Below are 15,215 nucleotides of genomic sequence, written 5' to 3'. Positions count from 1 at the left end.
GCGGTCGCCGGTCGAGCCGGGAAGGCCGTACGAGGTGGTGGTCGACCTGTGGTCGACGAGCCATGTCTTCCGGGAGGGCCATCGCATCCGGCTGGACGTGTCCAGCAGCAACTTCCCCCGCTTTGACGCAAACCCAAACACGGGGTTCCCGTCCTACGGCGAGCGGGGTGCGGCGAAGGTGGTGGCGCGCAACACGGTGCACTTCGAGCGCGAGCGGGCGTCATACGTGGAGCTGCCGGTGGTGCCGCATAGCCCGTAGCGCGTAAGGAAAGTGGCACGGAAAGAGGCAAAGGAGCCTCCTCGCTGTGCGCCTCGCGCCGGTTCAAATCGCGGAGGGCTGGGATTACTATTGTCGCGTGGCGGAGACTGACGTAACGGCGCGGGCGAAGGCGGCGATCGCGGTGGCGGCCGGGTGGCGCGAGGCGCTGGACCAGGCGGTGGCCGCCGTGTCGCCGGTCGCGCCGGACCTGACGCTCCTGTTTGCGGCCTGGGACTACGCCGAGGAGTTCCCGGACCTGGCCCGCGAGGCAAAGGCGCGGCTGGGCGGCACTGTCATCGGCTGTTCGGGGCAAGGGATCATTGGTCCACGGCGTGAGGTCGAGGACCAGCCCGCGTTGTCTCTGGCCTGCTTCCAGCTGCCGGGCGCTAGCCTGAGCGCGGTGCGCATCACGAACGGGGACGTCCAGCGCCGGGCGTCGCGGGAGAGTTGGGAGGAGGCGCTGGAGACCGGCGCCGAGGACATGAACGGCATCATCGTCTTCGCCGAGCCGTACTTCGACTGCGAGCCGTTCCTCATCGCCATGTCAGGCTTCTTCCCGGGCCTGCCTATCCTCGGAGGCATTGCCTCGGGGGACTCGAGGACGGCGCGCGCGGCCGTGTTCCTGGACGGCGAGGCGTACCTGGAAGGGGCCGTTGCCGTGGTGCTGCGCGGCGACTACACCCTGCGGACGGTCGTGTCGCAGGGTGCAGCGCCAATCGGCGAGCCGTGGACGATCACGGGCGCGACGGAGAACATCATCGAAACGATAGGCATGCGCCCGGCGTACCAGGTGCTCGTCGAGACGTTGATGGGCCTCGAGCCGGGCCAGCAGCTGCGGGCGCAGCAGAACCTGCTCGTCGGCCTGGCGGTTGACGAGTACAAGGACGAATTCCGGCGCGGCGACTTCCTGATCCGCAACCTCGTCGGGGCGGACCGTGAGCGCGGGCTGCTGGCGATCAACGCCTACCCGCGCACCGGCCAGACGCTGCAGTTCCAGATGCGCGACGCGGCCGCCGCGGACGAGGACCTGCGGGAGCTGCTGCAGCGCTTCAAGAGCGAGGCGGGCGAGGGGACGGCCGTAGGAGGGTTGCTGTGCTCCTGCAACGGGCGCGGCGCCGGACTCTTCGGCGCGCCCGACCACGACGCGCTCGCCGTCGCCGACATGCTTGGCGACGTGCCGGTGGCCGGCTTCTTCTGCAACGGAGAAATCGGGCCGATCGGGCAGAGGACGTTCCTGCACGGGTTCACCGCGAGCCTGGGGCTAATCGTCCGAAAGCCGTGATAGCGATAGCGCGTGCCGATGGCGTTTGACCTGCCGGGACGGCATGGAGTTCAATCGGGCGAAGTGCCGCCGAAGCTAGACCTGCGGTCGTTCATCCGGGACGTGCCTGACTTTCCGCAGCCGGGAGTCCTCTTCCGCGACATCACGCCCCTCCTCGGGAGCGCCGAGGCGCTGCGGCAGGCGGTGGACTGGTACTGCGAGGTTGCGGATGCCATGCGGCCGCAGGCGGTCGTGGGCATAGAGTCGCGCGGGTTCCTGTTTGGCACACCCGTGGCGACGCGGCTGGGCCTGCCTTTCGTGCCGGTGCGAAAGCCGGGCAAACTCCCGGCGCAGCGCATGACGGTCGAGTACGCGCTCGAGTACGGGGAGAACCAACTCGACATCCACGCTGACGCCCTGAGGCCAGGGCAGACGGCCGTGATCATCGACGACCTCATTGCGACTGGTGGGACGGCGGCGGGCGCCGCGAAGCTGGTCGAGTTCATCGGCGGACGCGTGGCCGGCTGCGTGTTCCTGATCGAGCTCGCAGGTCTGCGGGGCCGGGAGCGCCTGGACTACCCGGTGGAGACGCTGATCCGCTATGAGTAGTGCGCGGGCGACCGTGGCCATCATTGGCGGCTCCGGCTTCTACGAGATCGCGGGAGTGTCTGGCGCCAGGAAAGTCGAGATGGACACGCCGTACGGTCGGCCTTCGGACGCGATCGTGGTCGGGCGGGTCGGGGAGACAGAGGTGGCATTTCTGGCGCGGCACGGCGCGGGGCACCGGATAGCGCCGAGCGAGCTGCCGTCGCAGGCGAACATCTGGGCGCTGGCCTCGCTGGGCGTGCGGCAGGTGCTGTCGGTCTCCGCGGTGGGAAGCCTGCAAGAGGGGATCGCGCCGCTGGACATGGTGGTGCCGGACCAGCTCATCGACCGCACGTACCGGCGGGACCCGTCGTTTTTCGGCCGGGGCATCGTCGCGCACATCGCCTTCGATACGCCGTTCTGTCCGGCGCTGAGCCAGGCGCTGGCTGCCGCGGCCGAGCGCGAGGGGGCGCGGGTGCACAGGGGCGGCACGCTGGTGGTGGTGGAGGGCCCGGGGTTCTCGACGCAGGCGGAATCGGAGTCTTATCGCGCGCTCGGGGCGTCGATCATCGGCATGACGGCATCGCCGGAGGCGAAGCTGGCCCGCGAGGCGAGCATGTGCTACGCGACGCTGGCTTGCGTGACGGACTACGACACGTGGCACGCTTCGGAGGAGCGCGTCTCCGTGGAGTTGATCCTTTCGAACCTGCAGAAGAACGTCGCCTCGGCGCGGCGTATCGTCGCGGATGTCGCTGCCCGGCCGCCGCCGCGGGATCGCTGCGCCTGTGCCCGGGCCCTGCGCGACGCGATCGTCACGCCATTGTCGATGGTGCCGGAGGAGCGCAAGCGCGAGCTAGGCCCGGTGCTGGAGAGGCACTTCGAGGCGCAAGCCTAGGCCTCGAGACCAGAGAGGAAGGCGGCAAGCGCGTCGCAGGCCTCGTCCCAGACGTCCCGCCTGCTACGGCCCGTGGACTTCAGCGGACTGAAGCCGTGGTCGGCGGAGTCGAGCAGGTGGAGGCTGCTTCCAGCCACCAGTGAAACGGCGTCGCGGAGCTCGTCCGGCGTGGCGAAGTCGTCGCGTGTGCCGGAGCAGAACAGCGTAGGCACCTGCACGAGCGCCAGATGCTCGACGCGCCGCTGCTGCGGACGCCCCGGCGGGTGCAGGGGGTAGGCGAAGAGCGCCAGGGCGTCGACGGCCTCGCCGGCGGCGACGACCTGCGAGGCTATACGGCCGCCCATGGACCTACCCCCGGCGACGACGCGCAGGCCGCGAGGCGCCGCGAGTTGGCGGGCCGCGGCGAGCACCGCCCGCCAGGTGTCCTCAAGCACGCCGTTAGGGTCGGGGGCCGAGCGGCCACGCTCCCGGTAGAGGAACTGGAAGCGCAGCACGCCGATGCCTCGGGGCGGCAGCACTCCGGCCGCGTGCAGGGCAAAGGGGTCGTCGAGGTTAGCGCCCGCGCCGTGGGCGTAGACGAAGAGCCAGGCGCCCCCGGTCGAGGCGGAGAGGACGGCGGAAACGGCGCCGCGGCCGGGCACTTCGACCGTCCGGCGCTCCTCGGTCATCCTGCGCTGCGAATGCGGTCGACGGGCTCGAGGACGGTGGTCTCTCCCGGGGTCGTGATCGAGATGTGGGCCATCGCGGTCGACTCCGTGCCGCCGTGCCAGTGGCGCTCGCCCGCGGGCACTACGACGACATCGCCCGCTTCGACGACGTGCTCGGCCGCGTCTGTGGCGACGACACCGCGCCCTTCGGTGATGAGGAGGGCCTGCTCGAAGGCGTGGCGGTGCCACTTCGTGCGGGCCCCGGCCTTGAAGCGCACGAGTGACAGGCGCAGGTGCTCGCCGAGCGTCTCGTCGACGTAGGTGTGGGTTTCGACCTCGCCGGTGAAGATCTCGCGGCGAGCGCGCTGGAGTTGCACGGAGGAACCGCGGATCACGTGCACTGGGAGACCTCTCTGCTACGGTTGGGCGTGGCCGTAGCGTCAGGTCTGACGCCGCGGGCTGTCAAGACCTCTTGCTCCCGTCGCCTCGCGCGGGCGGGAGGCCGGGCAGGAGGATTGGGCCCTGGCAGTAGGGGACGTGGTCTGCGCGGAGGCCCATGCTAGTATTCGCGCAGTACGGCTGAGGAGCCGTCAGCGCTTCGAGTCGCCGAAAACAGGAGGGAGACTGCCCTTGCCGACCGCAACGATCAACGGTATCGAGATCGCGTACACGGACCAGGGGTCGGGTACGCCGCTGGTCCTGATCCACGGCTACCCGCTGAACCGGAGGATGTGGGACCCTCAGGTAGAGGGCCTTTCCGATGCGGCGCGAGTGATCGCGATCGACCTGCGGGGGCACGGGGAGTCACAGGCGCCGTTCTGGCTGACGACGGTCGACACGTACGCCGATGACGTCCGCGGGCTGATGGACCACCTGGGCATCGACAAGGCGGTGATCGGCGGGTTCTCGATGGGAGGCTATGTCGCCTTCGCCTTCCTGCGGAAGTACCCGGAGCGGGTGCGGGGGCTGATCCTGGCTGACACGCGCGCCCAGCCGGACGCGCCTGAGGGTAAAGCAGCGCGGTTCCAGAGCGCGCTCACGGCGCAGCAGCGGGGCCCCGGAGCTATCGCTGAGGCGATGATCGGGCGGCTTCTGAGCCAGAAATCGATGGATGAGCGGCCGGAGCTCGTTGCCAGGGTGCGAGCAATCATGGAGAGCACGCCGGTGCAGGGCATGGCTGGCGACCTCATGGCGATGGCCGAGCGCCCCGATTCGGTGCCAATGCTTGCCTCGATCAGCGTGCCGACGCTGGTGATCGTCGGCGAGGCGGACGGCCTGACCCCGCCAGCGGACTCGCAGTTGATGGCGGAGCGCATCCCCGGCGCGAAGCTGGAGATCATCCCTGGTGCCGCCCACCTCTCGAACATGGAGGAGCCGGAGCACTTCAACCGCGTGGTGCGCGAGTTCCTGGCTCACGTGTAGCGGCTGAGGCCGGGCGATTCCCCGCAGCCCCGTGTCACCGCAGCCAGGAATTGGCGGTGTGACTCCTCTTGAGCATTACGAGCCGGGTCTTGTGTCTGAGGGCCGAGCCGGGATCTCCCGGCGCATGGAGCCTCGTGCGGGCAGGAGAGGCCACCGCCGGAGGTCCACTCCGGCGGCGCAATCGGCATGACCGCCGGGATGGTAATCTTCGGGCGTGAGCCAGGAGCGACTGGTAGTCCTTGCCGTGCGGTGGCTGATCCTGGCGGCCGCGGTCTGGGTGGCGGCTGAGGTCCTGCCCGGCATCCGGCTGGAGGGCTGGGGGAGCACGTTAATCGTCGCCCTCATCCTGGGCCTGCTGAACCTTTACGTGCGCCCGGTCCTCTTCTGGCTCTCGATCCCGGCGACGATCCTCACTCTGGGGCTCTTCCTCATCGTCCTCAACGCCATGCTCCTGGGCCTCGCGGACTGGATCGCGAACATCGATGACGACATCCGCTTCGACGTCGAGGGCGTGTTCGACGCCATCCTGGGCGCGATCATCATCAGCGTCGTGAGCACGGTGATCGGCTGGTTCGTGGATGCGCAGCGCATTGCCCGCGGCGTGTCCGGCAGGTGGTAGCAGCCTGGTTTGACGCGCCGGGGGGCGAAACCTAGACTTCGAGTGTCCGCGGGAGCGGGCGTCAAAAGAGAAGAGCGCTGTCAGGGGTGTCCTCCGGCCCGTCCGGAGGAGTAAATGCGAAGCCGGTCCAAGTCCGGCGCTGTCCCGCAACTGTAGTCCTTCGCAACCGCGGAGGAGAGCCAGGCCGCCAGCCCCTGACGACGTCGATGGGCCCCGAGGAGGGCCGCGGACGCCGTCGCGCGAGCGACCCATCCCGGCCGACCTGGGCCGGGATGTTTGTATGTCGGAGCGGACTGCGGCAGGGACCAGGACGGCGGCGGCTGCGGCTATCAGCCTGCCGCGGCGGGTGCTTCGACAGGCCCAGGGCCGCTCGCGATGGGTGCTGCCGGCAGCGCTGCTAGCGCTCGCGGGCTGCGTCGTGCTCGGCGCGGCGATCGGGCCGGCGGGGATCGCGCCCGGGGACGTGGCGGCGGTGATCGGGGCTCACGTCCTGGGGTTCGATTCCGGCGTGGACGCGGCGACGGACGTCATTGTCTGGGACATCCGCCTGCCGCGAGTGCTGCTTGCCGGCCTGGTGGGCGCGTCGCTTGGCGTCAGTGGCGCCGCTTACCAGGGGGTCTTCCGGAACCCGCTGGCGGACCCCTACCTGCTGGGCGTCGCGTCCGGCGCTGGGCTCGCGGCGACGGTGGTCATCGTCCTGGAGGTGCCGCTGGACTACGGACGCGTGAGCGTGATCACGCTGGCTGCGTTCGCCGGGGCGCTTGCCGCTGTCGTGCTGGCCTATGCCCTGGCCCGCATCGCCGGCCACACGCCGACAACGACGTTGATCCTGGCCGGAGTCGCGCTGTCGTCGATCGCCGTTTCACTGATCTCCTATCTCATGCTCGTGAACCGGGAAAGCAGCCTGACGATCCTGAACTGGCTGCTGGGCGGGTTCAACAACGCCGGCTGGTACCGGATGTGGTACATCCTGCCGTACGCGCTGCCCGCGGCGGCCTTCATCTACCTCCATGGCCGCGTGCTCAACGTCCTGCAACTGGACGAGCACCAGGCCAGACAGCTGGGCGTGAACGTCGAGCGCACGCGCGCGCTGCTGCTGCTGGCAGCATCGCTGGCGGCAGCAGCGGCGGTGGCGGTCGCTGGCATCGTGGGCTTCGTAGGGCTGGTTGCGCCGCACGCGGTGCGCATGATAGCGGGGCCTGACTACCGCCGCCTGTTGCCCCTGGTGGCCGTGGCGGGGGCCTGCTTCATGATCCTGGCAGACATCGGCGCGCGGACGCTGGTGAGGCCGGGCGAGGTGCCGGTGGGCGTGATTACGGCCGTCTTTGGAGCGCCGTTTTTCCTTTACCTGCTGCGCCGGCAAAAGAAGGCCTTCTTCTGATGCTTTCAGTACGAGACCTGCACGTGTCCTACGATGGCCGCCCGGTGTTGCGCGGAGTGAGCCTGGAAGCGCGCGCTGGGGAGGTCGTTGCCGTGGTTGGCCCGAACGGCTGTGGCAAGACAACCCTGGTGCGCGCCATCACGCGCGTTGTCCCCTGGCAAAGGGGTGACGTGCTCGCCGGTGAGGTCTCGGTCCGGGACCTTGGCCAGCGGGAGCTGGCGCGCCTGGTGTCGGTCGTGCCGCAGAACCCGGTGCTGCCCCTGGGATACACGGTCCTGGACGTGGTGCTCATGGGGAGGACGCCGCACCTGGGCTTCTTCGAGCAGGAGGGGCCGGAGGACTACCGGCGGGCGAAGGCGGCACTCGAGCGCGCGCGGGCGGGCCACCTGGCAGAGCGGCGCGTCGACGAGCTCTCTGGCGGCGAGAGGCAGGCTGTCGTCATGGCACGGGCGCTCGCTCAGGAGGCGCCAATCCTCCTCCTTGACGAGCCGACGGCGAACCTTGACATCGGGCACCAGGTGGCGGTGGCGTCGCTGGTGCGGCGGCTGGCGGCGTCGGGCCTGGCAGTGCTCGCGGCGATCCACGACCTGACACTGGCTTCGCTCTACTGCGACCGCATTGTCCTGATGCGCGAGGGCCGCGTGCTGGCCGAGGGAGAGCCGGACAACGTCCTCACCACGGAGGTGATCCGCTCGGCCTACGGGACGGAGGTCACCGTGCTTCGGGACGGTCTGCCGCGGCCGGCCGTGATACCGCTTGAGCCGGCGGGCGCTGAGGACTAGGCGCGCTCGACCTTCGCGGCCACGTCCGCAGCGGACTGGGGCAGCCGCAAACGCCAGAGGGCCAGCAGGGCGACGATGGCGCAGACGCCGGCGCCCATCGCCAGGAGGACGGTGCGCTCACCGGCCTCGTCGGCCAGGTAGCCGATGGGCAAGCCGATGAGGCCGTTGAAGCTCCAGGCCATCATCATCAGCGACATTACCCGCCCGAAGTAGTCTGCGTGCGCCTCCTTGAGGGCGACGGCGTTGTTCAGCGTCTGGAAGGCGCTGCCGCCGGCGCCGGCCAGCACCATGGTCAGCAGGGCGAGCGCGAAGTTCGGCGCGAGGCCGGTGAGGATCAGGGAGATTCCAAGGAGCAGGCTCGCCAATAGCTGCAGGGCGGGCGCCTTCGAGGAGTCGGCCAGGCCGGCGACGACCAGGCTGGCGGCCAGGCCGCCAATGGCGGAGACGCCGACCATGATGCCGAAACCGGCTTTGCCGGTGCCGAGGACGTCCTGCGTGAAGCCAGGCATCACGACCATGTACGGAAAGCCGACCACCGTGACGGCGATGAAGCCAACGACGACCTGGAGGAGACGCGGGTTCTCGCGCACGTGGGCCATGCCAAGGCGGATGTCGCGCAGCATGCTGGAGTGGCGACGGGTGCCGCGGCTGGGTGGCAACTGTGCCAGCGTCACCACCACCAGGGCAAAGAGGCCGCCCATGATGAAATAGGTGCCGGCCGAGCCGACAGCGCCCCAGGCCATGAGGCCGCCGGCGACGAAGGGGCCGAAGACGCGGGTGGCGTTCATGCCGACCTGGGTTAGAGCGAGGGCGTTGCCGCGCCGCTCCTCGTCCACGATCTCGCCTATGTAGGCGGTGCGCGTGGGCCCGAGAAAGGAGAACATGACGCCGATGACGAAGGAGCCAGCGGCCAGCCAGAAGACAGTAATCGCGTCGCCGGCGATGAGCGCGCCCGTGCCGACCATGACCAGGCCGATGGTGCCCTGGCAAACGAGGAGCAGGAAGCGCTTCGAGACGCGGTCCGCGATGGCGCCCCCGAAGGGCGTGAGGGCGAGCATGGCCACACCCTGGCCGAAGGCGACAAGACCGACGGCCCGGTTGTTGCCGGTGAGGTCGAATGCGACCAGGTTCTGGGCCGTCATGGACATCATGAAGCCGATGAAGGAGAAGACGGTGCCGATCCAGAGCACGCGATAGGCGCGGATGCCGAGGGACTCGAAGGTGCTGCGCACCCAGTTGGAGCCGGGATAGGCGAGCAGGCCAGGCCGCTGCTCGGTCCGCTCCTTGTCTACCGCGACGCCGGCCACTAGTCTTCGGGCTCCGGTGAGGGGATGGGCACCGATCCATGGTAATACGTAGGCCACTGCTGGGACGAACCGGAGCGGCGGAGCACGTGCCTGACTGAAGTAGCCGGCGCCACGCGGGAGGAACGACGGCGCTGCTAAACCACGGGCGCGGCGGGCCGATGATTTCAGCACGACGATGATGCAGGAGATCGGGCTGGCTATGGTGGCGATTGGCGGCGCCGGCGTGCTGGCGGTCGCCGCGACCTCGGCGCTGCAGGCGCTCCGCCGCGGGCGCGCGGAGCCGGCGGTAATCCGCATTGACAGGCGCCGCCTGGCGCCCAGGGCGGATTTGACGCCGGGCGGGACATCCCATCGGCCCCCGGACCCTGCGCCGCCAGCGCTGGCGGATGAGCTGTTCTCAGAGCTCTTCGCGCTGCGGGCGGAGGTGGCGGCGCTGACCGAGGACGTGCGGTCGATGCGGCGGCAGCTGGAGGCCGGGCGGCCTGAGGGCGTGCTCGGGGGTCAGCTCGCGGAGCAGCCGCCGGCCGCGGCCTGACCGTCAATTAGTCTCCCCCGAGTGCGGTTGTTATAATCCGCGCGAAAGCGAGGCTCTTTGCTGCGCATCGACGGCCGCCGCCCAGACATGCTCCGGCCCCTGGATATCCGTGTCGGCTTTCTGGAACACGCGGAGGGCTCGGCGCTGATTACTGTCGGAAAGACAATCGTCCTCTGCGCCGTGAGCATCGAGGACCGTCAGCCGGCGTTCTTGCGGGGCACGACGAGCGGCTGGATAACGGCCGAGTACTCGATGCTGCCGCGCTCGACGCACACCCGCTCCCAGCGGGAGGCCGTGCAGGGCCGGATCGGCGGGCGGACGCACGAGATTCAGCGCCTGATCGGCCGCTCGCTTCGGGCCGTGGCCAACCTGGACCTCCTGGGCGAGCGGACATTCACCATCGACTGTGACGTCATTCAGGCCGACGGCGGCACGCGGACCGCGTCGATCACGGGCGCCTACGTCGCGCTGGTGCAGGCGATGCAACGCCTGGTCGAAGAGGGCACCTATGCCTCGCTGCCCCTGCGCTGCCCGGTGGCGGCGACGAGCGTGGGCATCGTCGACGGCCGGGCGCTCCTGGACCTCTGCTACGAGGAGGACTCGAAAGCGGAGGTAGACTTCAACGTCGTCATGACCGGGGAGCGGCGCTACGTCGAGGTGCAGGGGACGGCTGAGCACGGCACCTTCGACAAGGAGTCGATGGACCGCCTGCTGACGCTGGCCGAGAAGGGGATCGAAGAGTCCTTCGCGGCGCAGCGCAGGGTGCTGGAGGCCTCGGGGCTGCCGGTGCTGTAGGCCTCGAGAGCGAGCGCGCGGGCTTCGAATCACCACAGGCCGTCAGCCAGGGCCGGTCAGGGCCGAGTCGCATCGCGGGCGCTTGGCCGCCGGGTCTGCGGCCGGAGTCGCCGGTTCAGGCGTACTCGCCGAGGAAGGTGCCGCCGATGACGTGGACGTGGGCGTGATCCTGGCTCTGCATCGCGTCGCGGCCAAAGTTCGAGAGCAGGCGGAATCCGCCGGGGCAGTGCTTCTCCCCCATCTGGACCGCTAGCTCGCCGACGCGGCCGAGGTCCTTCCACAATTCCGCCTGGGTGAGATGGCGCGTGGGGACAGATAGGAGCATCACGGGCACCCAGCGCAGGCGGTTGCGGAAGACGATGACCTCTTCGTCCCGATAGAGGACGTCGGCGGGCTCCCTGCCGGCGATGATCTCGCAGAAAACGCAAAACCGCTCCACTGGCCATCAATCTAGGTTCCGGACGGCGAAGGGTCAACGCGAGCCGCAGTGCGCCTTTGCGCCGCCATGCCCGCCGCCTATGATGGCCACGTGGCCGACTTCCGCCCGTTTCCGGCCCTGCGCTACAACACGGAGGTGGCTGGCGACGCCTCTACGCTGGTGGCCCCTCCCTATGACGTCGTGTCGCCGGAGAGGGCGGCGGAGCTGTACGCGCGCAGCCCCTTCAACATCGCCAACGTCGACTACGGGCCGGCCAGCCCGGAAGACTCTGCCGCGAATAACCGCTATCTGCGCGCGCGCGCCCAGATCGAGGCGTGGCTGAAGAAGCGAGCGCTGGTGTTCGACACGCAGCCTCGCCTCTACGTTTACGACCAGGAGTTCACTCTGCACGGCGAGCGCTTCAACCGCAGGGCGATCTTCGGCCGCCTCCGGCTGGAGGAGTGGGAGAAGGGGATCGTGCTCCCGCACGAGCACACGCGCGCGGCCGCGAAGGCCGACCGCCTGGAGCTGTTGCGCGCGACAAGGGTTCAGACCAGCCCGATCCTGGCGATGTATCGCAGCCCGACTTCGCAGCCGCTGATCAGCGACGCGGACTGCGGGCCTGTGATCCTGGACGCGGTGCTCCCAGGGGAGCGTCATGTCCTGCGACCGCTGATACCGGAAGCTGCAGCTTACGTGCACCGCCACCTCGAGCGCGAGAAGCTCTACGTCGCCGACGGCCACCATCGCTACGAGACTGCGCTGGCGTACCGGAATGAACGCCGGGAAGCGGCGGCGTCATGGACGGGCGAGGAGCCAGAAAACTTCGTCCTCGCGGCGCTGGTAGACATGGACGACCCCGGGCTGGTCATTTTGCCGACGCACCGGCTTGTCAGACTCGAAAGCGCGCCGGGGCCGGAGGTTGTGGGGCGCCCGGCGCCGGTGTTCGAAGCGCGCCACGCCGGCGACGCGCGCTCGGAGCGCGACCTCGAGGCCCTCGTGGAGGCCATGGCGGAAGAGGCTGCCCGAGGCACGGCGCTGGGGGCGATAGGCTTGACCCCGGGCGGCCTGCATCTGATCCGCGTGGCGGACCGAGAAGCAGTGGACAGGCGTATACCACAGGGCCACGCCGAGGCCTGGCGGCGCCTGGACGTGAACGTGCTGCACCATGCCCTGCTGCCGCTGATCGGTGCGCGTTCTGCGCCGGAGGAGATCGAGTTCACGGAGGCAGCGCAGGAGGCCGCGCGCGAGGTGCTCTCGGGACGATGGGACGCCGCGCTGCTGCTGAACCCGACGCCTGTCGAGCAGGTGGTCGCCTGCGCTCTGGCAGGCGAGCGCATGCCGCAGAAGTCGACTTTCTTCTACCCGAAGCTCGCCACCGGCGTGGTGATGTACCCCCTGGACTGGGGCCCCTGATCTGGCGGGGAAATCGTGTGACAGACGGCCTCAAACCTTCCTCGCGGTTGTGGCATTATTTCCAGCAAAATGACCCCGGAGGCCGGAGGAGTTAGCGGTGACTGAGTTTCGCGTCGATGCCCGCCGTCAACCGCGACCACGCTGCGCGCGCTGCAACTTCGACTTCGAGGAAGGCTATTCCTGGCACGCGTTTGGGGAGGTTATCGTCCTCTGTTCGGACTGCACCGCGGATATCGAGAACTCCGTGAACAGCTACGGCGAGAGTCCGGACCGGGCCAACAGGCGCTTCCTCGAAAAGCTGCGGGAGATAGTCTCGCCGCCTTCGTCCCGGAGCCGCCGGATACACGTCTAAACCCCGCCGCGACCCCTCGCCCAGGGCGGGCCTGTCCGGGTTACGATGCGCCCAGTGAAGGAGGGCCCATGAGCGGAGTGCTGCGAGTCGAAAACGAGGGCCGCGTACGGACGATCATGCTGAACCGGCCGGAGGTGAAGAACGCCCTCTCTGACGAACTGGCGTGGGGCGTCGTCACGGCGGTCGAGGAGGCCGCGCGAGACGACTCCGTCTGGGTGGTGGCGATCACCGGGACGGGCGACTCCTTCTGCTCCGGGCTCGACCTCAGCGGCGCGGGCGAGAGCGCGTCGCCGCTTTCGGAGCTCGATCAGCAGCTCGACGACCTCGGCTGGGTAGGGCGCTTCTGCCTGGTGTTGCGCGAGGTGTGCGACAAGCCGGTCGTGGGCGGCATCAACGGCGTTGCGGTGGGCGCGGGCCTCTCTCTGGCGATGGCGTGCGACGTGCGGCTGATGGCGCGCAGCGCCCGGCTCATGGCCGGCTACCCACGCATAGGCGCGTCACCGGATGGTGGCCTCACATGGACGCTGCCGCAGGCAATTGGCTACGAGCAGGCCATGCGCTTCCTGCTCGAGAACCGGACCGTCGGGGCGGAGGAGGCGCTGAACCTGGGCATGGTGGGCGAAGTCGTGGACGACGACCGCTTCCCGGCGCGGCTCAAGGAGTATTGCGCCTTCCTGGCCGAACGCTCGCCAATCACGACGCGCCTGACGAAGCGAGGCGTCCGGCGGGCGACCGGGATCGACCTCGAGAGCCAGCTGCGCTACGAGCTGGCGAACATCCGTAAGGCCTTCGCCAGCAAAGACGCGCAGGAGGCCCGCAAGGCCTTCTTCGAGCGCAGGACGCCTGTGTTCGAGGGCCGCTAGCGAGCAAGACACGGCGCCCGGGACTATCAGGGTTTACCCCAATATCGGAGCGGCGAGACCCGCCTTACCATAAGCAGTCCACACTCGATCAGGGGGACCGGGACGGTGGACGGCTTTGTGATCTATCTGTTGCTGGGGATTGTCGGCGTCCTGGCGCTGGCCGGAGCTTATAGCGCGGCGCCGGCCCTGCTATCGCGCCGGGACGCGCACGCCGACGGCACGACCATTACCCGCCGGCTGTACGCCTACAGCGGCGGCGGCGCCGGCGCGGCCGCGGAGGACCGGGCGAGCATCGCGCGGGAGGCCGTCGCGACGGCGGCGGCGCTTTCAGCGCCAGAGGCCTCGGAGGCAAGGACAGGGCCGGAGGCCGGAGAGTTTTCGCTGGAGGACGCTGGGGCAGAGGAGGGCTATGACATCGCCGATCCGGAGGAGGTACTGACCGACCTCTTCGCCGAGATCGGGATGCTCCGCCTCCAGATCGACGGGCTGCGGCGCGAGCTTAGCGGGCTGGGCGTGAAGGCCGGCGCCAGGCGGCAACAGGACCGCGAGGGCGCCCAACAGCAGGCGCGGCGTCGCTACCGGGCCGGTGCGCCCACGGAGCTGCCAGTGTCTTTGCGCCGCCGGCTCGGGGACGTACGCCGGCGAAAGTCTAACGGCACGGCCTGACCGCAGCTCAGGCGGTCGGGGACGACGTCGGCGCGAGCCACGTCTCGGCCCAGTCCGAGACTTCCTTGAGGACGCGGCTCAGGGCGCGTCCTTTCTCCGTGAGGCGATACTCGATGCGCACCGGCGTTTCCGGGATGACGGTGCGCTCCACGATGCCCTCGGCTTCGAGCTCCTTCAGGCGCTCCGAGAGCATGCGGTCGCTGAGGCCAGGGACGGCAGCGGTGAGGTCGCTGAAGCGGTAGAGCCCGCTGTTGAGGGCGCGGATCACCGCGCCCGTCCAGCGCGACCCGACGAGCTCGATGGCCCGCTGGAAGTAGGGGCAGAAGGCCTCGCTGTCCTCGTGAGAATTCGTCACGGATTTATTCTTACGCATCGTAAGCCGCTTGACAAGGGTTAGATAATCACAGTAGAGTAGCTTATCGAAGATAAGCGGCGGACGCCGCAGAAGGAGGGCACGATGACAGCACTGGAGACGAGAGTTGGGACCTGGCGGATCGACCCGGCGCACTCTGTGGCGGAGTTCGCCGTGAAGCACCTGGTCGTCTCCACCGTAAAGGGGCGGTTCCACGAACTCGACGGCCGGATCCACCTCGACGAAGAGCGGCCGGAGGCGTCGACCGTGGAAGCGCGGATCGGCGTGGCGAGCATCGATACAGGGATCGGGGACAGGGACGCCCACCTGCGCTCGGACGACTTCTTCAACGCCGAGCGCCACCCGTACATCACCTTCCGCAGCAGACGGGTCGAGCGCGTTTCCGACGACGAGTGGCGGGTGACCGGGGACCTGACCGTACGTGACATAACGCGCGAGGTCACGCTGGCCACGCGGTTCGAGGGCCGTTCGCACGGGACGGCTGGCGAGGTGGTTGCCTTCACGGCGGAGACGGCAATCAGCCGCAAGGAGTTCGGCCTGAAGTGGAACGCGGTGCTGGAGTCGGGCACGGTGGTGGTCGGCGACCGCGTCAGCGTCGTCCTGCACATCGAGGCGGTCCGAGAGTAAAGCGAGTCGTCG

General features: G+C 69.0%; 20 protein-coding genes and 1 riboswitch. Of the genes, 15 read left to right on the top strand and 5 right to left on the bottom strand.

The features are described from left to right. The 4 genes from VNN10_12005 to mtnP all read left to right on the top strand — a co-directional run. Positions 1-259 (top strand): CocE/NonD family hydrolase C-terminal non-catalytic domain-containing protein (locus tag VNN10_12005; protein HXH22743.1); only part of this gene is annotated, 259 nt, incomplete at its 5' end. Positions 260-356: 97 nt separating this feature from the next. After that, positions 357-1,541, top strand: coding sequence for an FIST N-terminal domain-containing protein (locus tag VNN10_12000; protein HXH22742.1), 1,185 nt, complete (start codon positions 357-359; stop codon positions 1,539-1,541). 63 nt (positions 1,542-1,604) lie between these two features. Beyond that, positions 1,605-2,129, top strand: coding sequence for an adenine phosphoribosyltransferase (locus VNN10_11995; protein HXH22741.1), 525 nt, complete (start codon positions 1,605-1,607; stop codon positions 2,127-2,129). After that, positions 2,122-3,000, top strand: a complete 879-nt coding sequence (gene mtnP / locus VNN10_11990; protein ID HXH22740.1) for an S-methyl-5'-thioadenosine phosphorylase — start codon at positions 2,122-2,124, stop codon at positions 2,998-3,000. Before VNN10_11995 ends, mtnP begins: the two co-directional genes overlap by 8 nt. Here mtnP and VNN10_11985 read toward each other — a convergent pair. Both VNN10_11985 and VNN10_11980 read right to left on the bottom strand, forming a co-directional pair. Next, positions 2,997-3,668 carry an alpha/beta family hydrolase gene (locus VNN10_11985; GenBank protein HXH22739.1) on the bottom strand — a complete coding sequence of 224 codons (672 nt, stop codon included), beginning with the start codon at positions 3,666-3,668 and terminating at the stop codon, positions 2,997-2,999. The genes mtnP and VNN10_11985 overlap by 4 nt on opposite strands. Next, positions 3,665-4,048 carry a cupin domain-containing protein gene (locus VNN10_11980; GenBank protein ID HXH22738.1) on the bottom strand — a complete coding sequence of 128 codons (384 nt, stop codon included), beginning with the start codon at positions 4,046-4,048 and terminating at the stop codon, positions 3,665-3,667. Before VNN10_11980 ends, VNN10_11985 begins: the two co-directional genes overlap by 4 nt. Positions 4,049-4,277: 229 nt before the next feature. On the opposite strand from VNN10_11980, the gene VNN10_11975 reads away from it, so the two are divergent. The 4 genes from VNN10_11975 to VNN10_11960 all read left to right on the top strand — a co-directional run bounded on the left by VNN10_11975 (position 4,278) and on the right by VNN10_11960 (position 7,851). Further along, entirely contained in the window at positions 4,278-5,069 is a 792-nt protein-coding gene (locus VNN10_11975) for an alpha/beta fold hydrolase (protein ID HXH22737.1), read from the top strand. Positions 5,070-5,283: 214 nt separating this feature from the next. Further along, entirely contained in the window at positions 5,284-5,688 is a 405-nt protein-coding gene (locus VNN10_11970; protein ID HXH22736.1) for a phage holin family protein, read from the top strand. Between the two features lie 67 nt (positions 5,689-5,755). Further along, positions 5,756-5,899, top strand: a riboswitch (cobalamin riboswitch). 135 nt (positions 5,900-6,034) lie between these two features. Further along, a complete protein-coding gene (locus VNN10_11965; GenBank protein ID HXH22735.1) occupies positions 6,035-7,069 on the top strand; it encodes an iron ABC transporter permease in 1,035 nt (344 codons plus the stop codon). Beyond that, entirely contained in the window at positions 7,069-7,851 is a 783-nt protein-coding gene (locus VNN10_11960; GenBank protein ID HXH22734.1) for an ABC transporter ATP-binding protein, read from the top strand. Before VNN10_11965 ends, VNN10_11960 begins: the two co-directional genes overlap by 1 nt. Here the strand turns inward: VNN10_11960 and VNN10_11955 are convergent. After that, positions 7,848-9,158, bottom strand: a complete 1,311-nt coding sequence (locus VNN10_11955) for an MFS transporter (GenBank protein HXH22733.1) — start codon at positions 9,156-9,158, stop codon at positions 7,848-7,850. The genes VNN10_11960 and VNN10_11955 overlap by 4 nt on opposite strands. Before the next feature lie 175 nt (positions 9,159-9,333). Here VNN10_11955 and VNN10_11950 point away from each other — a divergent pair, with 175 nt between their 5' ends. Both VNN10_11950 and rph read left to right on the top strand, forming a co-directional pair. Then, a complete protein-coding gene (locus tag VNN10_11950; protein ID HXH22732.1) occupies positions 9,334-9,693 on the top strand; it encodes a hypothetical protein in 360 nt (119 codons plus the stop codon). Positions 9,694-9,753: 60 nt separating this feature from the next. Beyond that, entirely contained in the window at positions 9,754-10,488 is a 735-nt protein-coding gene (gene rph / locus VNN10_11945; GenBank protein HXH22731.1) for a ribonuclease PH, read from the top strand. A gap of 115 nt (positions 10,489-10,603) precedes the next feature. Here rph and VNN10_11940 read toward each other — a convergent pair whose 3' ends face one another. Next, the gene (locus VNN10_11940; GenBank protein ID HXH22730.1) at positions 10,604-10,927 is read right to left on the bottom strand and encodes an HIT family protein; all 324 of its coding nucleotides are present in this window, start codon (positions 10,925-10,927) and stop codon (positions 10,604-10,606) included. Between the two features lie 90 nt (positions 10,928-11,017). Here VNN10_11940 and VNN10_11935 point away from each other — a divergent pair, with 90 nt between their 5' ends. From VNN10_11935 to VNN10_11920, 4 genes are all read left to right on the top strand, one after another. Next, positions 11,018-12,322: a DUF1015 domain-containing protein gene (locus tag VNN10_11935; GenBank protein ID HXH22729.1), complete on the top strand. Its 1,305-nt coding sequence runs from the start codon at positions 11,018-11,020 to the stop codon at positions 12,320-12,322. A gap of 97 nt (positions 12,323-12,419) precedes the next feature. Continuing rightward, the gene (locus VNN10_11930) at positions 12,420-12,674 is read left to right on the top strand and encodes a hypothetical protein (GenBank protein HXH22728.1); all 255 of its coding nucleotides are present in this window, start codon (positions 12,420-12,422) and stop codon (positions 12,672-12,674) included. A gap of 68 nt (positions 12,675-12,742) precedes the next feature. Continuing rightward, entirely contained in the window at positions 12,743-13,537 is a 795-nt protein-coding gene (locus tag VNN10_11925; GenBank protein ID HXH22727.1) for an enoyl-CoA hydratase-related protein, read from the top strand. Positions 13,538-13,642: 105 nt separating this feature from the next. Beyond that, a complete protein-coding gene (locus VNN10_11920) occupies positions 13,643-14,203 on the top strand; it encodes a hypothetical protein (GenBank protein ID HXH22726.1) in 561 nt (186 codons plus the stop codon). 7 nt (positions 14,204-14,210) lie between these two features. Here the strand turns inward: VNN10_11920 and VNN10_11915 are convergent, their stop codons facing one another. Beyond that, a complete protein-coding gene (locus tag VNN10_11915; protein ID HXH22725.1) occupies positions 14,211-14,558 on the bottom strand; it encodes a helix-turn-helix domain-containing protein in 348 nt (115 codons plus the stop codon). 102 nt (positions 14,559-14,660) lie between these two features. On the opposite strand from VNN10_11915, the gene VNN10_11910 reads away from it, so the two are divergent. Further along, positions 14,661-15,203: a YceI family protein gene (locus VNN10_11910; GenBank protein HXH22724.1), complete on the top strand. Its 543-nt coding sequence runs from the start codon at positions 14,661-14,663 to the stop codon at positions 15,201-15,203. Positions 15,204-15,215 lie beyond the last annotated feature (12 nt).

The sequence above is a fragment of the Dehalococcoidia bacterium genome, from assembly GCA_035574915.1.
Lineage (GTDB): Bacteria > Chloroflexota > Dehalococcoidia > DSTF01 > WHTK01 > DATLYJ01.
Note: the sequence above shows the minus strand (reverse complement) of the source record. Positions and strands in the feature narration are given on the sequence as shown.